Consider the following 20,749-nt stretch of genomic DNA (forward strand, 5'->3'; position numbering starts at 1 on the left):
CAAACCTGCGAAGGTCGCCATCACAGCTCTCATGCGCAAAATCCTCTGCGTGCTCAACAAACTCCTCACCCAACCCAACTTCACACTTGCGTCGTAACACAGTTGCTGCCCGTCGATCAGCGCTCCCTCAAACACCCCCCAGCCTCAGAGATTCATCACCGCATCGCATGTGCGTAGCGTCAAAGCTCCGCTGCGCGCAGCCGCTGCCAGTACGCTCATTCCTCAGTCGCTGTCATCTCTCGCCGTTCGATGGATAAAAGTGTCCGTCACACTTCGGTTTACTCCCGCACAAAGAAATTCGCGAAGGTCACGGCGCTACCAAAATCCGCCACTCCCACCGGCCCTTTCGCAGCGCCTTCCAGCGTGCCTTCCACCACCTGTGGATTGGCATCCTGAGGTTCGGTCAGTGTGGCGCTGGCCTTGTTGCCGCTGAGCGTCAGTCGCACGCGGTACCATTTGCCTGGCTTCACTTTGTCTGCGCCGAAGACGATGGGGGCTGTGCCGCTGCCGATGAGCACAGCGGGCGCTGCCTGACCACGCACGCAGAAACCGGTGCAGGCACGTGAGAGATCGGCGTCTTTTGGGAGCTGGAAGTCGGCGATGTATTCGCCGTCGGTGATCTGGCTTTCGCTCCAGAGCGTAGAGGCTGTCTGCCCGTTTGCGGCGCTGAGCTTGAGATTCCAGTTTGCTGCCTTCCAGCGTGCCTCAGCACCGGCTGGCACTTTCCAGCCACGCAGGTCCAGGCCGTTGTAGAGATGCTTCCATCCCTGGTCCATTGGCGCGGAGTCTGCGGCGGTGGCTCCAGTGCTGGGCAGCTCCTTGATGCGCACATTGCGAAATTCCACCGGCGCGCCTTCAGATTCCAGAGCCAGGTAGCCTTTGCGCCAGAAGCACTTGTCACCGCCGCTCACCACCTTGCCGTTCACGGCGAGGGTGAGGGTGCCGTTGTTGCCGGTGATGCGGTAGTGGTTCCATTCGGGCGAGGGCTTGCTGCGCTCCTCGCTGGGAAAGCTGCGCTGCCCGCTGTGGTCGCCATGCGGCTCCATGGTGGCTCCATGGATGGGGAAGACATCGCCATGCGTGGTGAACCAGCGCGGTTTCTTTGGGTCCGCATGCTTCATGTAGCCGTGGTCCAGCACCTGCACCTCGATGCCACGCAGGAAGGGCACGCCCGGCGCGGAGATGGGGCTGCCCCAGATGAAGACCCCGGAGTTTCCTCCGCTGCTGAGGTGCCGCCACTCGCATTCCAGAATGAAATTCTCATACTGCTTCTCCGTGCGCATGGCCCCGGTAGGTGTGCCAGTGCAGCTCACCACACCGTCCTTGATGCTCCACGTCTCAGGGGCGCAGTTGGCATTGACCCAGCCGCTGAGGTCTTTGCCATTGAACATGGGGACAAAGCCGTCCTCCTCGGCGAGAGCGCTGCTGAGTACGAGGAGGCAGAGAAACAGTGTGGATTTCATGTGCGAAGAGTACGCACAGTTTGGCCAAGTCTTTTATCTCTGCCTGTCGAAGGCAATGTCTTCTGGCAATCCTCAGCCAAACAGCGCCGCCACTGGCTTCCCGCCATCTGTGATCGGCACAGGGCGCGTGCCGTCCATCAGTTCCTTGCTGGGATCGATGCCCATCGCGGCATGGATGGTGGCGTGGAAATCGACGAGCGGCACGGGGTTCTCGACGGGCTTCTTGGAGAGCTCGTCGGTCACGCCATAAGCTCCGCAATGGTTCAGGCCGCCACCGGCCAGCACCATGGAGAAAGTGGTGCCCTGATGGCCGCGTCCGCCGCGTCCGTCAAACTCAGGCGGGCGGCCAAATTCCGTGCCGACGACGATGAGCGTCTTGTCGAGCAGCTTGTGGTTCTTCAGGTCGCGGATGAGCGCGGCGAGGGCGGTGTCCAGCTCCTGGATGAGGAGATGCTGGTTTTTGTAGCCCTCGTTGTGAATGTCCCAGCCGGTGCCGTTCATGAAGTTGAGATTGTGGGACACCTCGATGAAACGCACGCCCGCCTGCACCAGGCGGCGGGAGAGCAGGCAGCGCTGGCCGAACTCGCCGCCATATTCATTTCGCAGGGAGGCGGGCTCCTCCTTGAGATTGAAGTGGCGCATGAACTTCGGGCCGGAAAGGCCGAGCGCCTGCTCCTGCGCGGCCTTGTAGTCGGAGATGCTCGACTCTTTGGGCGCGCGTGACATCAGCGGGGCCAGGAGTTGCTCACGGGTGAGAGCACGCTTTTCATCGACAAAGTCCGGGCGCGTGAAGCCTGCGGGGCCGGTGTTGGTGTCAGTCAGATAAACGTAGCCTGCCTTGGCGCCGAGGAAGCCGGGGCCACGGCTCACATTCGGGTAGCCGATCAGGATGTAGGGCGGCATGCCCTCACCAGCGGCGCCACGCTCATGCGCGATGATGGAGCCCACGCTGGGATAGACCACATTGCCGGAGATCATGCGCCCGGTGTGGACGATGTTGGTGGCAAAGGCGTGCTCGTCGATCACGTGGTGGTTCACCGTGCGCATCACCGTCACGTGCTCCATGACCTTGGCGGTCTTGCTCAGATGCTCCGTGAGCTGCACCCCGGGGACGGAGGTGTCGATGGCCTTGTAGAGAGAGCCTGCGATCTTGGTCTTGTCCGTGTTGTTGCCGAGCTTCTTGGGGTCAAACGTATCGATCTGCGCCATGCCGCCGCCCAGCCAGATGAAGATGCAGTGCTCCGCCTTGCCCTTGGGTGTGTGCACCGGGGTGTTGTTGGCAAACAACGGGGCTGCGCCCATGGCAGCGGCGGAGGTGAGGAAGGAGCGGCGTTTCATGATCTTGAGCTATAAACGTTGAACGGAGGTTGTTTTCACTTTTAGCAGCACCTCACTTTCGTGGGGTGCTTGGCGTGAGCAGTCTTGGTGATGATGCTCAAGGGCTAAACTCCCACTCGGGCGCGTTCAGCAGGGCCCACAGCACGTCTTCCATGCGGCCGCGCCATTCGGCGTTCAGCTTGTTGGTGGGAGGATCTCCGGCGCGGGCGGCGGCTTCCTGGGCCATGCGGACGGTGGTGGCTTCGCCGTCGAGGTGGTTGGACCAGCTCACGTATTTTTCGCGGGTGCGGTTGGAGGCGGGAGCCTTGCTGGCAGTGGCTGGATTTTGAATGCGTGACTCGTAGCCTGCGGAGAGGTGCTTGGTGTAGAGCTCACGTTCTTCGGCGGTGGGGTGGCGGGTGAGCAGCCTGAGGAAGAGCTGGTCGATGAACTGGTCGAGCGGCTGCTGCTGCAGGGCCAGGGCGGTGATGCCGTGGTCATCGCTCAGCCGGGTGAGCCACACGCCCACGGTGCCGTTGCTGAGGATGGCGGGCTGCAGCACGTTGGGGTCGGCATCGCGCTTGCTCACAGGGTCCTGGCGGGAGCCACGCCAGCCGAAGGCGCTGAGCACATCCGTCACCGCCTGGATGCGGGGCAGGGCGAGACTTGGGCGATCGCGCTCGTTGCTGGTGCTGGTGAGCATCCAGCTATGGTGCGGCTTGCCCATGTGGATGGCGTTCTTGAGATCGCGGGTGTTGTCGATGTCGAGGCAGACTTCCTCGGTGTGGAAGGGCTTGCCGGTGGCGGCAAAGAGGGAGTCCACGATCTGCTCTGCCTGCAGCCTGCGCGGTGCTGGGCTGGTGAAGAGCGGGCTGGTCTGCTTGAGCGTGGGATCGGTGGCGCGTTGGTAGGCCTCGCTGTTGAGGATGAGGCGGGCGAGGTGCTTCACGTCATAGCCACCGCTGACAAGCTGGCGGCCCAGCCACTTCAGCAGCTCAGGATGCGAGGGCTTGCCCTTCTCCCAGTCTTCGATGGGCTCCACGATGCCACGGCCCATGAAGCGGGCCCACACGCGGTTGGCGATGACCTGCGCAAAGCGTTCGTTCTGCGGCGCGGTGATCATGGCGGCGAGCACATCGCGGCTGTCCTTGGGATCTTCCGCGAGCTTGGCCGCAGCCTCGTCGCAGAACTCGGCAAAAGGCCACTTAGGTTGCACTTTGGTGCCGGGCACCAACGTCACTTGGATGAGCGGCTTGCGGCCGCCGGCGTGGATCTTGTCCATCGGCACGCTGCTGGTCTTGGGTACTTCGATTTCCTTCGTCCCCAGCATCGCTGCGAGTTCAAAGAGATCCTGCTGCAAGGATTTGCCGGTGGGCGAGTCGTGGCAGCGTGCGCACTTCATCTCCACGCCGAGGAAGGCGGTGCTGACGATGGTGCCCTTCGCCGCCATGGGCACGTCATTCTGCGAGGCGGTGCCAAATCCGGCGGGGCCACCAAGGCGCTCGCTGCCGCGCATGCGCAGCAGCTCGGTGACGAAGAAGTCCATGGGCTTGTTGTCCTGAAGGGACTCATAGAGCCACCAGCGGAAGGGGCCGGTGTTGTTCAGCGTGGGGTTGAGGATGTTCGGATTTTCCGCCAGCACATCCTGCCAGTAGCCCATCCAGTTATCCGCCCAGCGCGGGTCTTTCAGCAGCTGGTCGATCAAGGCCTTGCGGTCCGGGTTCTTCTGGAAAGCAGCGATTTCCTGCAGCGAAGGAGGCACGCCGATGGTGTCGATGTACACGCGGCGCAGGAAGCTGAGATCGTCTGTGAGCGGCGTGAGCGTGAGGTGGTCGGCACGGATCTCCGGCCAGTGCGCGCCTTCCTTGATCCAGGTGGTGAGCAGGGCGATCTCGTCCTTGGTCAAAGGCTTGCCCTTGGGCGGCATGATCTCGTCTTCATCCGTGGAGGTGATGCGGGCGATGATGGAGCTGTGGTCGGGCTTGCCGGGATCGACAGCCGCGCCGTCGGATTTGCCGCCTTTGATGGCGTCTGCCAGCGAGTCAAGATGCAGGCCGCCTTTGGCCTTGGCGCCGCGATGGCACTCGGTGCACTTGGCTTCGAGGATGGGCTGGATGTCCTTGAAGTAGTCGATGCTGCCTTTGTGGGAGTCCTGGGACTTCACGGTGGCGATCTTGGCGGCAATGAATTCATCGATGCTGCCTTTGCCCACCGGGTTTTTCGCCAGCCATTCTTCTGCGGCCTTGCGGCGTGTGGCCCAGTAGGGGGCGGAGAGCGCACGCAGCTCGGCGCGCTTCTTGGCATTCACCTCGGCGTAGTGCGCGTTGCGCTCCTGCTCGTAGGCAGTCCAGCCGGCATCGGTGTAGGGCACAGTGCGCTTGCCGGGCGTGACGAGCTTCCAGCTCTGGCTTCCCTGCGGGCTCCAGGCCACCACAGTTTCGCCCAGCTCCGGGCGGCGGATGCTTTTGCCCACGTAGCTGCCCACCAGCGTCTCCAGCACGATGAACTGGGGCTTGCCGGTACCTTCAAATTCGCACCACGATTCGCGGTTGCCGGGAGGCGCAAAGCGGAAGTCGGGGCCGAGGTCGAGATATTCCTGCTGGTCGGCTACCAGATGATGGCCGTCGCTGTCATTTGGCGGGAAGGGGGTGTTCAGGACGATCTTGTTATCGACATAGAGGTTCGTGGCGCCACGGGCGCGCAGCAGCAGGCGGTGCTTGCCTTTGGGAAAGGTGATGCTGGCAGCGGCGCGCAGCAAAAAGGGCACGTGGCGCTCTCCGCGCACACCCGTGTCCACGTACTTCTGCGGTACATCGAGGAAGCCAAACACATCCTCCGTGTAGGTTTCTCCCACCTTGGGAGCCTCGGCGGGCCAGGCATTGGCATCGGGCATGCCTTCTTCTGCCAGTTGCACCAGCACACGGCCTGCCGGCACTTCCTTTTTTGCCACGGGTGGTGGCGGCGGCACAAACTGATACTTCGCCTTCAGCGCGGTGACATCGATGGGCCCGCGATAGATGGCCACGTCATCGAGCCAGCCATTGAGCGTGTGCGAGGACGCGAGTGTCGAGCCGCTGCCGATCACGAGGGCATCGCCATCGGTCACCGGGGCGCGGTCCGTGGCACCACCCATGTCCCAGACCCCGTCGGTCTCGCGGCCGTCGATGTAGCCTTTGATGCTCTTGGGCTTGCCGTAGGTGTAGGTGACGGCGATGTGGTGCCAGCCGGAGGAGGGCAGGGTGTCCTTGGACCACCAGCGGTGCCAGTCGCCTTTTTTGTCGGGCACATTGGCGCTGCGGAAGAGGAAGCCGATCTGCGCGCCGCCCTTGGTGTTCTGCAGGCGCAGGGCGTAGTTTTGATTCTCGCTGCCAAACTCCTTGGTGCCGAGGCGGCCTTTGCCGATGATGTATGGCGTGCCGTTCTGTCCGGCGGACTTGACCCAGGCTTCGAGGGTGATCGTTTCATTGAGGCCAAAGCGCAGGGCCTCGGTATCCTTGATCGTGATGGCGGTTTTCTTGCCGTCGCCATCAAAACGCTGGGCGGTATTGTCCTTGGAAAAGCCGGGGTAGCTCGGGGAGCGCGGGCCGGGCTCCTTGGAGTTGTCAAAACGCCACTGCATGACGGGCGTGGCGAGCGGTTTGTCCGTAGTGTCGTTGCCGCCGCTGTCATTCTGGGCGGAGGCGGCGAGGGCGGAGAGCAGGAATAGGGCAGGAACGTAGCGCGTCATGGCTCTACCAACGCCGGATCACCGCTGCTTTCAGCATTTCGGGCACCCCACTTTCGTGAGGGTGGGGGCGGCGAGGCGGGCCTTGGGGGAGTTCACACCCGCACCAGCCCGCGCCGGATCGCCTCCGCTGTGGCCTGCGCGCGGTCGTTCACCTTCAGCTTCATCAAGATGCGGCTGACGTGCTGCTTCACCGTGTCTTCGCCGATGCCGAGGATGGCGGCGATTTCCTTGTTCGCGCGGCCCTGGGTGACGAGGGCGAGGATCTCGCGCTCGCGGGGGGTGATCTCGGGTTCGGCGAGGCGGTCTTTGAGACGCTGGGCGATGTCCGGCGGCAGGCTGCGCTCTCCTCTGGCCACGGTGCGGATGGCGGAGAGCAGGGCCTCGCGGGAGGAGGATTTTTGCAGGTAGCCCAGCGCGCCGGCCTTCAGAGCAGCCTGGATTTCATCGTCGCGGGCAAAGGTGGAAAAGACCAGGACGCGCGCGTGGGCGTGGTCCCGCAGCAGCGCGGCTGTGGCCTCGATGCCGCCGATGCCGGGGAGCTGCAAATCCATGAGCACGACGTCCGGCCGCTTCTTGGCAAAGAGCGCGGAGGCCTCCTCGCCACGGTCTGTCTCTCCCACCACTTTGAGATCGTCCTCAAGCTCCAGCGAGGCCACGAGGCCGCTGCGGACAACGAAGTGGTCGTCGATGAGGAGGAGGGAGATCATGGGGGGAGCGGGCAGATGACGAATTCAGAATGACGAATGAAGCAGCGGAAGGGACACCGTGACCACCGTTCCTTTTCCTTCTTCGCTTTTCCAGGCCACTTCGGCACCGATTTTTCGCGCACGCTCGCGGATGCCCATGCAGCCAAAGTGGCCGGGCTGGCCGGTCGTGGCGGTGTCTGAGGCGAGGCCGCGGCCGTTGTCGGAGATTCGGAGCGTGAGCAGATCGGCGGAAGCCGAGAGGTGCAGCGTGATCTCGGTGGCCTGCGCGTGCTTGAGCACATTGGTGATGGCCTCCTGCGCCATCATGCGCAGGTGGTGGGAGACAGCGCCCGGGATGGCGGGAAGGGGATGGAGATCGAGCCGCAATGCGGGAGCATTCGGCGGCATGCGGCTCTGGATTTCGCGCAGCGCAGCGGGTAGGTCGTGCAGCTGCTCGGTATCGCGCAGATCAGCAACGAGATTGCGCGCTTCGCTTTGAATTCGGGAGACGAGGCTCCGGCTGGTCTCGATGAGGGTTCGCGCCTTGTCCTCCAGCGGGCGCGTGGTTGCGGCGTCCAGCCGCAGGGACAGGCCCGCGAGCTCCTGCTCCAGGGTGTCGTGGAATTCACGCGCGATGCGCTGGCGCTCATCCTGCGTGGCCTGCTGCACGATGCGGCTGCTCAGTGCGCTGATCTGACGGCGCAGGGCCGCGATCCAGACGATGGCCAGGAGGACGACACCAGCGAGAATGCTGATGGCGATGACGAGACGGCCGGTGGTCCAGAAGGGAGCGGTGCTGATGATAGCGATGTCTTCCGCCGAGCGCAGCAGCAGCGAGGCACGCTCGGCCTGCGAGCGAAAGCCCCGATCTTTGGACGACTCTACCAGGCAGACGCCCGTGAGCCCCACCACAGTGTCGATCTCCAGCTCCGGCGCCGCGGACTGCAGCAGAAAGGCGCGCAGCGGCGTGCCGCCGGAGGTGAGGCGCAGTTCGTAGCCATCTACCGTGCGGAAGAAGTCATTGAGCACGGCAGGCGCAGTGAGGCGAATGAGGTCGGCATCGTGGCTGCCATCCAGAAACTCTTTCAGAGAAACGGCCGCTGCAGCCGCGGGCAGGTCGCTCGTTTCACCGCTGCTGATCACCTGCGCATCTGCCAGGGAGGCGCTGAATCCGGCCATGATGGGGAAGCCGATAATCTCGGCTTTTTGCCCTACGCTGAGACTGGCTGGCGTGGTGAGGCGGATGGCGATGGAGGGAGACTGCTGCGGCAGAGGAGCTGCGTCCTTGGGCTGCTCGCGGGGCGGTGGCGGCGGCGTGGCATCGCGCAAAAAGACGCGGCCATCGGGGAAGGCGGCCAGCACGGTGCCGAGCACACGCGCGCGGTGGTGGGGCTCGTCCGCAGCACCAAACTGCAGCAGGGTGACGACTGAGGTGACAGGCAGCTCCGCGAGCGGCGGCGCGGGCTGGGTGATCGCCACATCATTCCAGTCGGTGACACGGATGTAGGGAAACACAAGCTGGCGGCGGTCATTGATGCCGCCTGCGGCCAGGGCGGTGATGCGCAGGCGCGCGTCGATGAGAGCTGGCGCGGTCTCCAGCGGCGCATCGATGCGCACCTCCAGCACACGGCTGCCGATGGCCAGGCGTAGCAGGGAACGGTTTTCATCCAGCGGAGTCAGGGTGCGGCCCAGGCCCTCCACGATCACTCGCTGGTAGTGGTAGCGGCCGGTGGCCAGGTCGTCGTAGCTGGCGGGGGCGGCGGCAGGCGGAGCCCCATGTCCCAGGATTTCCAGGCTCGTCACATCCACGCCGGGAAAGTACAGCCCGGCAGTGGTGAGGCCTCGGATGCGCACGCGATCACCCACCTTCAGGTCATTGCGCGCGGGCTTGAAGTGCAGGTGCGTACCTGCGGTGTCGTCCTGCACAAAGGCGGTGCCGCCGCTTTCCACAAAGCCGATCGTGGCGGTGAGATCGACGGGCAGCTTTTCCAGGCTGCGCTCGTAGGGCAGCGTGCGGATGTCGATGGCGCGGGTCAGTGCGCCTGCGGCGAATGACGACTGAAGAAATCCGAATGACGAAAGAATGACAAAGATCGAATGCAGAATGCTGCCCCTCATGCGGCATGCAGTGCCGCGAGGTTTGGCATTCGGGCTATGGGCTTCATTCGTCATTCGGATTTACTCATTCGTCATTTCTGCCTCATGCCCCACCGCTTTGTTATCAGTCATTCGTTGGGTCCACGCCACGCTGGAGCTTGCGCACCAGGTCCTTCACCTCGTGGGCGCGGCGCAGGTCCTTGAACTGCACTTCGATGCCTGCATTCGCGGCCGTGGAAAAGTCGATCGTGCCGAGTCCCAGGAGGCCCTTCACACCAGATTCATAGACGTCGATGCTGCGGATGTCGCAGATGCGTGCCTCTTTGGAACTGCGCCCGATGATCCCCCAGATGAGTTCCACCCGTTCCCGGGTGACGATGTAGTCATGCGAATAACGTGCGATCCCGACGGCGATGAGTGTGGATGATGCACACAGCAGGGCGACGACAGCATATTCAGCCTGGATCACAAACAGCAGGCATGCGGCGATCACCAGCAGCAGGCAGAGGATCAACGCCTTGGTGTAGCCCAGCCATGAGGGGTGCGCATGGTGCAGGATGGCTTCGCCACTGGTAGAGTAGTCAAATTGATCATCCATGGCCTCCTCTGACGCTGCTGTTTCCAGCGTCTCCTCCCCCTCCTCCTCATCTTCTTCAGGCTCAGGCTCAGGCTCAGGCTCTTCAGGCAGTTCCGTGTCCGGGCCGATCTCACGATACATCGGGCGCGCGATCCGGGCCTGACCACGGCTGGCAGTGGGGGGGCGCATGCCGCTTACCAGCTCACCCACGGTGTGCATCTGGCCGGTGTCCTCATCGAGGCACATCTCTCCACGGGCCAGCGAGCCACGGGCCACGAGTGTGTACAGGTCCTCCTTGGACAGCGGTGCGCTGAAAGCCGGATGCTGCTGGAGTGTATAGCGGGCGGACATTGGGTGGGCTTCTTGCAGGCCACCAAAGCACAGGCGGGCAGCCCGTGTCACGTCCAATCAGCTGGCGTCAGGCACCGGCGGGAGCAAATCTTCACGTTTCATCAGATCTGCCACCTTCAGCAGCAGCAGTTCTCCCTTGGGGGTATGAATGATCTCTCCGAGAAACGGAGTGAGGCGGTCCATCTCTGCCACGGCTGAATGCACCAGGCTGGCAATGATGCGCGCATCGTGACGGTTCGGCGGAAAGACATTGGTGGTTCGAAACATCACCTGGCCGCTCTCCCACTCGAGTTCGAAATTGCCGAGATTCAGATCCTTGTTCGTACGCATCAGCAGCTCGCACACAGGCAGGCGGTGGGAAGCCGGCACCTGCAGCGTGGCGCTGGAAACCACGGAGATGATATGCGTGTCGCCGAAGACCTGCACATGCAGCGGGATTTTGGCGTGGTGAGCTTCAAAATCGGCCTCGATGACAGAATGCTCGGGTATTTCGCGGTAGAGCCACCCCATTTCCTTGAAAGTATTCAGGGTGGTGGCGTAGAGGGCGGACATGCTGCGGAGTGGAAATCTGAGATTTGAAATTTCAGATGGTCGGGGCGGCGAGATTCGAACTCACGACTTCTTGCTCCCAAAGCAAGCGCTCTACCAGGCTGAGCTACGCCCCGAAGGTTGTTTCCCTGATTCGAAATCGAACGAGGGGTCGCGATAGTGCCGCAGTCTGGAGCAGACGCAAGAAGAATGTAGAATCATGCGCACAGAATGCCGGGGGGCAGGGACCTGAAGCCATGCCGAGGAGCATTTTCCTGTTCTCTGAACCTGCTTGGGCTGGCTCTAAATGGATTTTCACCGCTCCCTTGCCTTCAAGGACATCGTGCCGCTGAAGCTGCCCACCTGCTCGCGCTCCCACCAGTCGCCGGAGGCTCTGCGCACCTCGGGCTGGGTGAAGTGGTAGCGGTACAGCCGGGCGCGGATGTGGGTGATCTTTTCCACCGGGAAGGGGGGCGGCTCCAGCAGATCCCACACGGGCTGCTTGTGCTGGAGCAGCGCGGTGCAGAACTGGCCAAACCAGTGCATGGGGGAGCCGGGACTTGCATCGCGCTGCGGATCGTAGCCCGGATACAGGGCGGCAAACCACATCTGCCAGTCCAGCCGCGGCTGGTGCGGGGCGATGAAGGGCGGGCGGTGTGCGGGATCGCCGGGTTTGTATTTAAACTCCAGCGGCAGAAACAGGGCGCCGTCATCGCTCACTTCTAAAATAATCTCCGGGCGCTCCTCGGTCATGTCTTGGAAAAGACCGTAGGCATTGAAGGAGCGCGTGCGTGCGGCGGGAGCATCGAGCTTTTCGTGCAGCATGGCGGGCAGCAGGGGCTTGTAGTCGCGGATGCGGCCTGCCATGAACGAATCCGCCGCCAGCAGCGTGACCAGCACCACGGGCAGCACAGCAGCGAGCGCTGGCCACTGGTTCCTGTGCTTGAAGGCTGGACGCTGGGCTTCGGCATTGATCCGCAGCCAGGCACGCATGCGCTTCGGCCACCAGCGGTCATCCAGCAGTGTCAGCGCCAGTGCTGCGGTGAGCAGGTTGAAGAAATTGTAGTTCCCCGTGGCAAAGATCACCACCATGAGGCCGGTGAAGCCCAGCGCCGCCACCAGACGGCCCCAGCGGCCAAGGAAAATGGCGAAGGGCAGGCCGAGCTCGATGCCATACATGATCCAGCAGCCCGCCACGTGAAACCAGCGCGGAGCATGATGAATGAACCACGAGAGGCCGTTCGGCAGCGGCTGCGTCTCGTAGTGGTAGAGCATTGCGGTCATGTCCCGCCACGGCAGGTCACCGCCGCCGATCTTGACGAGACCCGAGAGAAACATGAGGCGGAAGAGCAGCCAGTGCAGCAGGAAGACGGAACCCCGGGGAGGCTCCGCCGTGCTGCGCCACACCCACAATCGCCACGGCGCGAGAAACAGCGCAAGAAATCCGGCCTCCAGCAGCAAAGAGTCCCACTGATAGCCCATGAAGATGTCTCCCGTGGTGGCAAAGGACAGGTAGCCAAACCACAGCAGCGCCAGCAGCGGCCCCTGCGCCACGCCCGCCATCACCAGCACGCACAAGACGCAGCAGCTGGTCAGAATGCCGTGCGCGAAGGCATCGTTGTAATGCCAGTGAAACACCGAGGGCATCTGCCAGAACAGCGTCTGATGCTCACGCGCCTCATACGCATGCACGTTTTCCATCAGCCTCTTCGCCGGCAGGATGCCGCTCTCTCCGACGAGCCCGTCATACTGCACGCCCCAGGAGATGAAGGCGATGAGGTAGATGGCGGCAAGCAGGCGCGGAAAAAACCAGCGGACGACGGTGTAGCGTCCGCGCTGGGATTCTAGCCGGAGGAAGAGATTCATGTCATTCGAAGGGCATGTTCTCCTCACATGTGTCACCAAACAGGCATCCGTATCAACCTTGATTTCTTTGCCTGCGATAGTAGGCAAGTTCGTCGGGAGTCATAAGCTTGTCGAGAATGGGATGTTTTAATTCCCAGTATTTGAAGCATTGGATCGGCCCCATGGAAGCATACCCCGTTTCATAGCGAATTCGTGCGGCAAGCCCCTTTGATGAATGAAATGTGGCGATCAAACTATGAATGGGTCCCGTGGTGACATTTATCAGCTCTGACGGTCCCTTAGGCATTCCGAACTCTGCGCTGACAATCGATTCACAGTCGGCTTCATAGTGCTGTTGATCACAAACCGACAAAAGTCTTCGCGTCGTCCATGCATACCAGTCACCTCCCGGAAAAGATGCGCTCACCAGCGGGAGCTCGTCTTTATCGAGTTTCAGCGGAACGGCTGGATGAGGAGGCAGGGAACCGATCGTGGTGGCACGCCAAAGGTCACGCTCCATCGATGACTGGCAGATGAGATGAGTGGCAATTGAGGCGATTTTTTGATCACGGGTCATTGCTTTTATGAGCTGAGATGAAACATCAGTCGCTTGTCTCAGATTCGCGTCAATCGCACATGCTGTGACATGATTCCTCATACTGCAGGTTGAGGACGAAGAAAACGCAGCACCCCGCGAAAGCTGTGTCGGCGATGCAGGCTTGCACCGTGCATCTCTGCCACCGCAGTCCAAGACGCGGGCGCGTGGCTTGAGAGGAGGCTAGGCGCGAATCGCCTTCCTCGGATTCACATCCAGCACACGCGTCAGATCACGCTCGGTCATGCCGAGCTGTTCATACGCATTCGCTTTGATGCGCGGCACTGTGACCGTGCTGCCCACAAAGTGGGTGCCGTCGGGGGAGCGGGCCACAAGGTCTTCGCCGATGAGGATGTCCCATCCGGCGAGGGTGTAGCGGCCGGGGCCGAGCCGGGCTGCGGAGATGGCGTCGGTGACAAAGATGGTGCGCTCCAGACCGGCGCAGGCCAGCCAGTTCTTCAGCACAAAGAAGGGGATGTGCACACCGTCCGGGATGAAGCAAAGCCACAGGCGCTCGTGCAGGCTCAGAGCACGCTGGATGATGTTGTCGTGCCGGTGCATCTGGATGGGGCAGCCATTCCCCACATGGGTAAACATGCTCAGCCCGGCATCGCAGGCGGCATTGAGCTGATCCAGCGAGGGATCGCAGTGCCCGGCGGAGACGGTGACGCCATGGGAGGCCAGGAAGGCGGTCGTTTTGCTGCCCTCGTCGTGCTCTGGGGCCAGGGTCACCAGCCGGGCCAGGCCACCGCAGGCGTCCATCAGGCGCTTGGCATCATCCACATTGGCTGGCTTCACAGCGGCGGGCGGGTGGGCGCCCACGTAGCCTTTGATGGGGTTGATAAACGGCCCCTCGACATGGATGCCGGAGATCATGCGGCGGGCCAGTTCGTCCTTTTCCCGCAGCGCCACCAGGGCGCTGATGCGGCGCTCCAGGGTGGGGATGTGGTCGGTGATAAAGGTGGCCAGGATGGAGTCGCAGCCGTCCTCCTCCAGCGCTGCGCAGGCGTGGTGGAGGGATTCGGCGGTGAGATTGTCGCCGTTGAAGTCGGTGCCGGCGTAGCCATTGACCTGGAGATCGAAAGGTTTCATGCCGCCATTGGAGCGGGGCCGGGCGGTGGAATCAAGGCTGGGAGGTGATGGGAAGTGGTATGAATGTTACACCATGCAGGGGATGGGGCAGGGGGCTAAACCGGGCGGCTAAAATGCTGCCCTCGCCCCTCCCTAGGCATTTCTTCTCTTCTCCCCACTTGACCGGCCTTTCTTCATCCCGTTTATTTCCAATGTTTACAAGACATCAGTCTCGGCATAAAACATGCTCTGTACTACACGTTCTCTCCCGAACTGGCGTGCAGCGCCAGCTTGACACTTTACTCTCTGATTCCCGGCTCATGATAGATCTTATCTCCAAAGGCGGACCGCTCGTATGGCTCCTCATCGGGTGCCTGTGCTTCGCCGGAGCTATTTTTATCGAGCGTCTGGCCTATTTTCACCGGGCGAGCATGAATGTCGGCGAATTCCTGGCTGGACTGGCCAGTCTCATCCGCCGCAAAAATTACGCCGAAGCCCTTCAGGAATGTGTCGCCACACGCGTCCCCGCCGGGAGGGTCATCCACGCCGCCCTGCTCCGCCACCACGCTCCGCGCGAGCAGCTCAAAGAAATCGTGCAGGAGGCAGGGCAGCTCGAGGTGCCGAGACTGGAGCGTTTCCTGGGCATTCTCAATGCCATCGCTCATGCAGCTCCCCTGATCGGCCTGCTCGGCACTGTGATCGGCCTGCTGGACAGCTTTACCAATCTCTCTTCGGCCAATGGCATAGCGACTCATGCAGATGTGGCCCGTGGGGTGTATCAGAGCCTCATCACCTCGGCTCTCGGTCTCGTGGTGGCCATCCCCGCCTACCTCTCCTTCGCCTTTCTCAGTGCCCGGGCCCGTTCCCTCATGCATGATCTTGAGCGTGCGGGGATCGAAATCGTCAATCTCATCGAAGACGCCAACAGCACGGACAACATCGTGGAATTCCGTCCGGCGGAGTCTTCCCCTCAGGTGGCAAAGTCGCGCGGGCGCGGCATGAAAGGATAAGCGCCCTCAGCGCATTTTCGGCTGGCCCAACCATTCCTTGCCTCCGATACTGCGCCCATCGCCGTATCAACCATGAAGCTCGAGAGTCATCTGCCCAAGCAAAGCCCCTGGCTGTACACGGTGCCGCTGCTGAATACGATTTTGCTTCTGCTGGTGTATTTCCTCCTCACCAGCAACTTTGTGGTGCAGTCCGGCATCCAGGTCGAGCCTCCGCAGTCAAACTCGCGGCTCACGGGCTTTGACCGCGCGCACATCATCACGGTGCCTGCCGGGTTGGAGAACGCGCTCTATTTTGACGGGGTCCGCATCTCCACGGAGGACCTGCGCGAAAAGCTCAGGGCGCACCGCGAGGGAGAGCGCCGGGCCATCATCCATGCTGCCAGGCAGGCGCAGCATGGCCGGGTGATCGAGATCGGGAACATCGCCCTCGAGCTCGGCTACGAGGTCGCCTATTCTACCGTGCCGCCCAAAGCGTAAATCACTCCGGAAGACGATGTCCACCAAACCGCCTCCACCCGCGTCTGGGCTCATCTTCGCCTGGGGCGTGCGTGACTATTCCATGTGGCGTCTGGTGGGCGCTTTGGTGCTGCTGATGGCGGCCATGGCAGGTTTCTTTTTCATCTTTCGCATCGTCCATCCGGTGGCACATCGGCTGCCGGTCACGCCCCAGCATGTCATCTCTCTTGATCCCAACAACCCGGCCGAGCTCGCCCTCATCCACCGGGCGCAGGACCGCAGCTTTGCACTTTTGAGCGATGCCGAACCCGTGGTGCCAGTTCTGGCAAATCCGCAGATGGCCTTTCATCCTTCTTTTGCCGGGCATCAGATCAGGCTGCGTGAGCTGGACCCTCCCTCTCCCGCCATCAGGCAGCCGCGTCTCTTCACGGCGTCTGCCGATGTGCTGCCACCGGTGCCGCATCGTGCCGTGGATTCCGTGGCCGCACCACCTGAAGCCAGGCTGCATGCCATCATGAGTCCTGCGCTGGCAAAGCGCGGCCCGGCCAGTGTGGTGCTCAGCCCTATCAAGCTCACCCAGCCCACCCGCGTCCAGTTTCGGGTCGCCATCGGGGCTGCCGGCCAGATTGTCACCGCGCTGCCCCTCAGCAGAGTCGATGATGCCGAAGTCATGCAGCAGTTGCACGACGCGGTGCGTGCGCTGCGCTTTGCCCCCTCCGAGGTGAAGCGTGTCGAGTGGGGGGAGATTTCGTTTCGCTGGGAGGTGGCCGCCACGCCATGATTCCCATTCCGCTTGGTGGTTTGATCATTCTCTTTATGGCGGTGGGGGTCACCACGGTCTGTGTGCTGTGGTTTCACAGTTTCTGGCGGGACCGCAAGCGCGAGGTCTACCGGCGGCGCATTGCCATCCAGTGCCGCATCTGCGGCACTGCCTATGCCTGCGAGGCAAAACGCAAAATCGACGTCACCATCTGCCCTGTCTGCCGTACGCCCAATGAGCGTAACAAGCTGCAGCAGATCTAGGCCTCATTTTGTTGCCTCTGGCGAATGCAGGCTTGCTTTCTTGCAGGCAGATCGGCGACATTTGCAGACATAATTCCTCCACTCGTGTCCTCACGCTCATCCCAGCTCTCCACAGACGCCATGCTGCCTGCCTCCACCGCACTGCAAGCGTCCCAGCAAATCGAATCCATCATCGCGAGCGTGTCTCAGATCATTCTTGGCAAAGAGAATGTCGTACGCCTCGCGGTGACTTGCCTGCTGGCACGCGGGCACCTGCTGTTTGAAGACCAGCCAGGCGTCGGCAAGACCATGCTGTCCCAGGCGCTCGCCCAGGCTCTGGGGCTGGGCTTCCGCCGCGTTCAGTTCACCAGCGATCTCCTGCCTGCCGACATTCTTGGCGCTTCAGTGTATGACCGCGATACGGCGGCGTTTCATTTTCATCGCGGCCCGGTCTTCACGCAGGTGCTCCTGGCAGACGAGATCAACCGCGCCACTCCCAAGACCCAGTCCGCACTCCTGGAGGCCATGGAGGAGGGAAAGGTCACCGCCGATGGTGCCACCCATCCTCTCCCGGAGCCTTTCTTTGTCATCGCCACTCAGAACCCCTCGTCTCAGATCGGCACCTTCATGCTGCCGGAGTCTCAGATGGACCGCTTTTTGATGCGGCTCGCCCTCGGGGTTCCTGATCGCGTGGCGGAGCGTGCTCTGCTGGAGGGGCAGGAGCGCCGCGAGATGCTCCGGTCCATGCAGCCGGCCATGTCTTTCCTTGAGCTTCAGCAGCTGCAGAGCTGGACGCGTGCCGTGCATGCGTCACCTGCGTTGCTTGACTACCTGCAGGATCTCCTGGCCGCCAGCCGGGTGCAGGGGCACGGGCTCTCTCCACGCGCCGGGCTTTCTTTGCTTTCTGCCGCCCGCGCATGGGCCTTGCTCAACGGGCGTGCCATGGTGCTGCCGGAGGACATTCAAGCCGTCGCGGTCGTCATCATGGGGCACCGTCTCGAACATGCCGCAGATGGCATGACGGGGGTGGAGCTGGCGAGGCAGCTGATAGCCGAAACCCCGGTGCCCTGATGCCATGAAAGTGCGCGTGCGCTGGAACCGACACACACTGGCGCTGCTGGCCATCGTCGCAGGCATGTGGTACGCGGCCGAGGCGCAGTCCAATGGCGCGGCGCATCTGATCGCATTGCTCACAGCCACCATGGGGCTGCTGTCCTGGCTGCATGCACGCGCCAATCTGCGGGGGCTGAAAATCCGGCTGGTGGGGGCACGCCCGGCGTCTCAGGAGGCTGAAAAATCCATACCGGTAGAGCTCCGTGCCACGGGGGCCATTTCTCCCTGTGGGCTTGAAGTTTACGTCATCGGCGCTGCCGCTCCCATTTTTGTTGAGCGTGTCCCGGCGGGCGGGGCTGTCGTCGTCGATCTGCCTCCTCCTCTCACTCATTCCAGCGGCACACTGCAGCTCGTCGTGCGCAGTGTTTATCCTCTGGGCCTGTTCTCGGCGGAGTGCGTGAGCGAGACCTCATGGGTTCGGCGTGTCCATCCCCAGCCTGCGGGAGATCTCCCGCTTCCGCCTGCTGAATCTTCCCGCCAAGGAGATGCCATCGCTGTTTCCACCTCCCGTGCACAGACCGGAGGTGGCGATGACTTTGCCGGCCTTCGAGAGTGGCGCGCCGGAGATTCACCCCGGCACATCGACTGGCGCTCGGTGGCCCGTGGTGGCCCGCTGATGGTCAAAGCATGGAGCAGCGGCGCTCAGGGCGTTGTGGTCATGGACTGGAATGCGCTCAGCCTCGATGAGCACGCTCGCGCGTCGCAGATCGCCCGCTGGATGGAGGTCTGTGAAGACGAGGGCAGGCCCTATGAGCTCCGCATGCCCGGCCGCACCATTGGCGCGGGGCATGGGCCCGCCCATTTGCGGCGCTGCCTTGATGCCCTTTCCATGCAGTCAGGTACGGAGGCCGGAGCCTCCCGCTCGGAAGAATTGAAGGCCGCGAGGGCGGCAACCGTGCTGAGTCTGGAGCAGTCCACCTTTCTGCCGAAACGCCCGCTGTTCTTCCTGAGCCTCGCCCTGCTGCTCGCCATCCTGCCGCTGCGTGGCTACGTCTCCACCGCTGGCTTGGTGGTGTGTGCTTTGTGTCTGCTCTGGCGTGGGGTCTTGCGCATGCCTGTGCCTCATGTGCTGGTGCGCCTGGGCGTCATCATCTCGGGCGCTGCGGCTGTGTATTTCAATTATGGGGAGCTGGCAGGCATGGAGCCGGGCATCGCACTGTTGCTGGTGCTCGCCGGGGCCAAGATGCTGGAAAGCCGCACTCCGCGCGAGTTTCAGGTGCTGGCTCTCATCGGCTGGTTTCTGGCCTTCTGCTCGGTTCTCCTGGAAAACCATCTCTCCCGCTCCGTGTGGACTGTGGTGGTGGTTCTTTTCATCACGGCCTGCATGGTGCGCTTCCGGCGCAGCCTGCCCGGTGCGCGTGAGCCTCTCCGCATCACTGGCACGCTCTTTGCCCAGGCTTTGCCTTTGACGGTGCTGCTCTTCTTTGTTTTCCCGCGCGGACTTCTGGACCTGGGCTCCGCTCTTGGTCGCAGCCGATTTGGCGAAACGGGCATCGACAACGTTCTCGATCCTGGCCACATCACCCAGGTGGCCCGGAGTTCGGATGTGGCCTTCCGTGTCCGCTTCCCTGACGGCGCTCTGCCTTCGAACGAAGTTCGCTACTGGCGCTGCCTCACGCTTTGGAATTGTGAAGGCATGCGGTGGACGCGCGGCGAACGTCTGAGTTTTGAGCCACAGCTTCCGCGCCCGAAAAGTGGCATGCGCTTCAGGCAGGTCATCGACCTTGAGGCTCACGGCAAACGCTGGCTCCCCGCTCTGGACCATCCGCTCAAGGCGCGGCTCCGCGGCGAGGATCTGTATCCAGAGTTCGATCAGTCGCTCGTTTCCCCCATGAGCGTGCAGAATTCCGAGCGCTTTGAGACCCTGTCCTATTGCGAACAGCCCACAGGGCAGGAGCCGGTGCGTGAACTGTCCGAAAGCCACCGGGAGGCTGCGCTCCAGCTGCCGGCAGTCATCTCGCCCAAGCTCAGAAAGCTCACAGACTACTGGGAGTCCGTCACTCAAAATGACGAGCAGCTCGTGCAGATCGCACTCTCCTACGTCAAAACACAGGGCTTCAGCTACACCCTGGAGCCCGGGGAGTACAAGGGGCCTCAGGCCCTGGAGGATTTCTTTTTGCGCCGTCGCGTCGGCTTCTGTGAGCACTTCGCCGCCAGCTTTGCCACGCTCATGCGCATGGCGGATGTGCCTTCGCGCATCGTGGTGGGCTATCTCGGCGGCGAGTATTCCGACCGCAATGGCGGCTATCTCATCGTCAAGCAAAGCGATGTCCACGCCTGGGTGGAGGTGTGGCTGGAAAGATTTGGCTGGCTTCGTATCGACCCCACAGCGGCTCTCGCCCCTGACCGCGTCAATATTGATCTGGGCGCTTTTCTTGCCGGCGGTGCGGAGGAGGCGGAGCGTCAGCGCCGCACCTTGTGGGGTCGCACCATGCAGCATCTGCGGCTGTGGTGGGACAGCGTCAACTACGACTGGCAAAACCAGGTCATCGACTACAATCAGGAATCACAGCGCGGTCTGCTTGAAAGCGTGGGGTTGCGCCACAGCAAACTGGTGTTGCTCATCCCCAGCGGGGCTTTTGTGCTCGTGGGCGCCTTGCTGGTCACTCTGTGGCTGCGGCGTCCGGCCCGTCATTCCGACCCGTGGGTGCGTCTTTGGCAGCGGGCCTGCAAACGCGCCGGCAGGGCAGGTGTGCAGAGCTGGATGCCCCATGAAGGGCCCCTGACCTTTGCTAGGCGTGTCGCCCTTGCTCGCCCAGATCTCTCCGCGCAGTTTGACTCCCTTGCCGCCATGTACGTCTCCGGCCGCTACGGTTCCTCGCATGAGGTGCTGGACCAGTTCAAAGCCGCCGTGCTCCGGTTCAAGCCCGCGCGGCTGAATCGCAAACCGCAGTGAGCTCCGGTATCAGCT

The 20,749-nt window shown here is 62.5% G+C and carries 16 protein-coding genes and 1 tRNA gene; 6 read left to right on the top strand and 11 right to left on the bottom strand.

Translation table 11 applies throughout. The features are described 5' to 3' along the window. Window positions 1–278 precede the first annotated feature (278 nt). The 11 genes from ACFQDI_RS20895 to ACFQDI_RS20945 all read right to left on the bottom strand — a co-directional run bounded on the left by ACFQDI_RS20895 (window position 279) and on the right by ACFQDI_RS20945 (window position 14,278). Entirely contained in the window at window positions 279–1,463 is a 1,185-nt protein-coding gene (locus ACFQDI_RS20895; protein WP_377170533.1) for a 3-keto-disaccharide hydrolase, read from the bottom strand. Between the two features lie 72 nt (window positions 1,464–1,535). Then, window positions 1,536–2,801: a DUF1501 domain-containing protein gene (locus tag ACFQDI_RS20900; RefSeq protein ID WP_377170535.1), complete on the bottom strand. Its 1,266-nt coding sequence runs from the start codon at window positions 2,799–2,801 to the stop codon at window positions 1,536–1,538. Between the two features lie 97 nt (window positions 2,802–2,898). Next, window positions 2,899–6,507 carry a DUF1553 domain-containing protein gene (locus ACFQDI_RS20905; RefSeq protein WP_377170537.1) on the bottom strand — a complete coding sequence of 1,203 codons (3,609 nt, stop codon included), beginning with the start codon at window positions 6,505–6,507 and terminating at the stop codon, window positions 2,899–2,901. Window positions 6,508–6,599: 92 nt separating this feature from the next. Next, a complete protein-coding gene (locus tag ACFQDI_RS20910; protein ID WP_377170539.1) occupies window positions 6,600–7,214 on the bottom strand; it encodes a response regulator in 615 nt (204 codons plus the stop codon). Between the two features lie 24 nt (window positions 7,215–7,238). Beyond that, window positions 7,239–9,365: a sensor histidine kinase gene (locus ACFQDI_RS20915; RefSeq protein WP_377170552.1), complete on the bottom strand. Its 2,127-nt coding sequence runs from the start codon at window positions 9,363–9,365 to the stop codon at window positions 7,239–7,241. 49 nt (window positions 9,366–9,414) lie between these two features. Beyond that, on the bottom strand, window positions 9,415–10,218 hold the full coding sequence (locus ACFQDI_RS20920) for a PH domain-containing protein (RefSeq protein WP_377170555.1): 804 nt from the start codon (window positions 10,216–10,218) through the stop codon (window positions 9,415–9,417). Window positions 10,219–10,275: 57 nt separating this feature from the next. After that, window positions 10,276–10,770, bottom strand: coding sequence for a YbjN domain-containing protein (locus ACFQDI_RS20925; RefSeq protein WP_377170557.1), 495 nt, complete (start codon window positions 10,768–10,770; stop codon window positions 10,276–10,278). 36 nt (window positions 10,771–10,806) lie between these two features. Next, window positions 10,807–10,883, bottom strand: a tRNA-Pro gene (locus ACFQDI_RS20930). A 178-nt stretch (window positions 10,884–11,061) separates the two neighbouring features. Next, on the bottom strand, window positions 11,062–12,612 hold the full coding sequence (locus ACFQDI_RS20935; protein WP_377170560.1) for a lipase maturation factor family protein: 1,551 nt from the start codon (window positions 12,610–12,612) through the stop codon (window positions 11,062–11,064). Window positions 12,613–12,664: 52 nt separating this feature from the next. Next, the gene (locus ACFQDI_RS20940) at window positions 12,665–13,168 is read right to left on the bottom strand and encodes a hypothetical protein (RefSeq protein ID WP_377170562.1); all 504 of its coding nucleotides are present in this window, start codon (window positions 13,166–13,168) and stop codon (window positions 12,665–12,667) included. Between the two features lie 201 nt (window positions 13,169–13,369). Continuing rightward, window positions 13,370–14,278, bottom strand: a complete 909-nt coding sequence (locus ACFQDI_RS20945; protein ID WP_377170564.1) for an N-acetylglucosamine-6-phosphate deacetylase — start codon at window positions 14,276–14,278, stop codon at window positions 13,370–13,372. Window positions 14,279–14,577: 299 nt separating this feature from the next. Between ACFQDI_RS20945 and ACFQDI_RS20950 the strand changes: the two genes are divergently transcribed. From ACFQDI_RS20950 to ACFQDI_RS20975, 6 genes are all read left to right on the top strand, one after another. Continuing rightward, a complete protein-coding gene (locus ACFQDI_RS20950) occupies window positions 14,578–15,267 on the top strand; it encodes a MotA/TolQ/ExbB proton channel family protein (RefSeq protein WP_377170566.1) in 690 nt (229 codons plus the stop codon). 72 nt (window positions 15,268–15,339) lie between these two features. Beyond that, a complete protein-coding gene (locus ACFQDI_RS20955) occupies window positions 15,340–15,744 on the top strand; it encodes an ExbD/TolR family protein (RefSeq protein ID WP_377170568.1) in 405 nt (134 codons plus the stop codon). Window positions 15,745–15,760: 16 nt separating this feature from the next. Continuing rightward, window positions 15,761–16,504 (top strand): hypothetical protein, encoded by a 744-nt coding sequence (locus tag ACFQDI_RS20960; RefSeq protein ID WP_377170570.1) that lies wholly within the window; start codon window positions 15,761–15,763, stop codon window positions 16,502–16,504. Continuing rightward, window positions 16,501–16,746: a hypothetical protein gene (locus ACFQDI_RS20965; RefSeq protein ID WP_377170572.1), complete on the top strand. Its 246-nt coding sequence runs from the start codon at window positions 16,501–16,503 to the stop codon at window positions 16,744–16,746. The genes ACFQDI_RS20960 and ACFQDI_RS20965 overlap by 4 nt, the downstream gene beginning before the upstream one ends. Window positions 16,747–16,866: 120 nt before the next feature. Further along, window positions 16,867–17,796, top strand: coding sequence for an AAA family ATPase (locus ACFQDI_RS20970; protein WP_377170881.1), 930 nt, complete (start codon window positions 16,867–16,869; stop codon window positions 17,794–17,796). Between the two features lie 4 nt (window positions 17,797–17,800). Further along, window positions 17,801–20,734: a transglutaminaseTgpA domain-containing protein gene (locus ACFQDI_RS20975; protein WP_377170574.1), complete on the top strand. Its 2,934-nt coding sequence runs from the start codon at window positions 17,801–17,803 to the stop codon at window positions 20,732–20,734. Window positions 20,735–20,749: the final 15 nt, after the last annotated feature.

The sequence above is a fragment of the Prosthecobacter fluviatilis genome (assembly GCF_042655725.1).
GTDB classification, from domain to species: Bacteria; Verrucomicrobiota; Verrucomicrobiia; order Verrucomicrobiales; family Verrucomicrobiaceae; genus Prosthecobacter; species Prosthecobacter fluviatilis.

Coding starts and splice junctions, on each gene's coding strand:
- ACFQDI_RS20935 (WP_377170560.1), bottom strand. CDS start 12,612: ATGAATCTCTTCCTCCGGCTAGAATCCCAGCGCGGACGCTACACCGTC.
- ACFQDI_RS20965 (WP_377170572.1), top strand. CDS start 16,501: ATGATTCCCATTCCGCTTGGTGGTTTGATCATTCTCTTTATGGCGGTG.
- ACFQDI_RS20920 (WP_377170555.1), bottom strand. CDS start 10,218: ATGTCCGCCCGCTATACACTCCAGCAGCATCCGGCTTTCAGCGCACCG.
- ACFQDI_RS20905 (WP_377170537.1), bottom strand. CDS start 6,507: ATGACGCGCTACGTTCCTGCCCTATTCCTGCTCTCCGCCCTCGCCGCC.
- ACFQDI_RS20955 (WP_377170568.1), top strand. CDS start 15,340: ATGAAGCTCGAGAGTCATCTGCCCAAGCAAAGCCCCTGGCTGTACACG.
- ACFQDI_RS20910 (WP_377170539.1), bottom strand. CDS start 7,214: ATGATCTCCCTCCTCCTCATCGACGACCACTTCGTTGTCCGCAGCGGC.
- ACFQDI_RS20915 (WP_377170552.1), bottom strand. CDS start 9,365: ATGACGAATGAAGCCCATAGCCCGAATGCCAAACCTCGCGGCACTGCA.
- ACFQDI_RS20970 (WP_377170881.1), top strand. CDS start 16,867: ATGCTGCCTGCCTCCACCGCACTGCAAGCGTCCCAGCAAATCGAATCC.
- ACFQDI_RS20960 (WP_377170570.1), top strand. CDS start 15,761: ATGTCCACCAAACCGCCTCCACCCGCGTCTGGGCTCATCTTCGCCTGG.
- ACFQDI_RS20975 (WP_377170574.1), top strand. CDS start 17,801: ATGAAAGTGCGCGTGCGCTGGAACCGACACACACTGGCGCTGCTGGCC.
- ACFQDI_RS20940 (WP_377170562.1), bottom strand. CDS start 13,168: ATGACCCGTGATCAAAAAATCGCCTCAATTGCCACTCATCTCATCTGC.
- ACFQDI_RS20900 (WP_377170535.1), bottom strand. CDS start 2,801: ATGAAACGCCGCTCCTTCCTCACCTCCGCCGCTGCCATGGGCGCAGCC.
- ACFQDI_RS20950 (WP_377170566.1), top strand. CDS start 14,578: ATGATAGATCTTATCTCCAAAGGCGGACCGCTCGTATGGCTCCTCATC.
- ACFQDI_RS20925 (WP_377170557.1), bottom strand. CDS start 10,770: ATGTCCGCCCTCTACGCCACCACCCTGAATACTTTCAAGGAAATGGGG.
- ACFQDI_RS20945 (WP_377170564.1), bottom strand. CDS start 14,278: ATGAAACCTTTCGATCTCCAGGTCAATGGCTACGCCGGCACCGACTTC.
- ACFQDI_RS20895 (WP_377170533.1), bottom strand. CDS start 1,463: ATGAAATCCACACTGTTTCTCTGCCTCCTCGTACTCAGCAGCGCTCTC.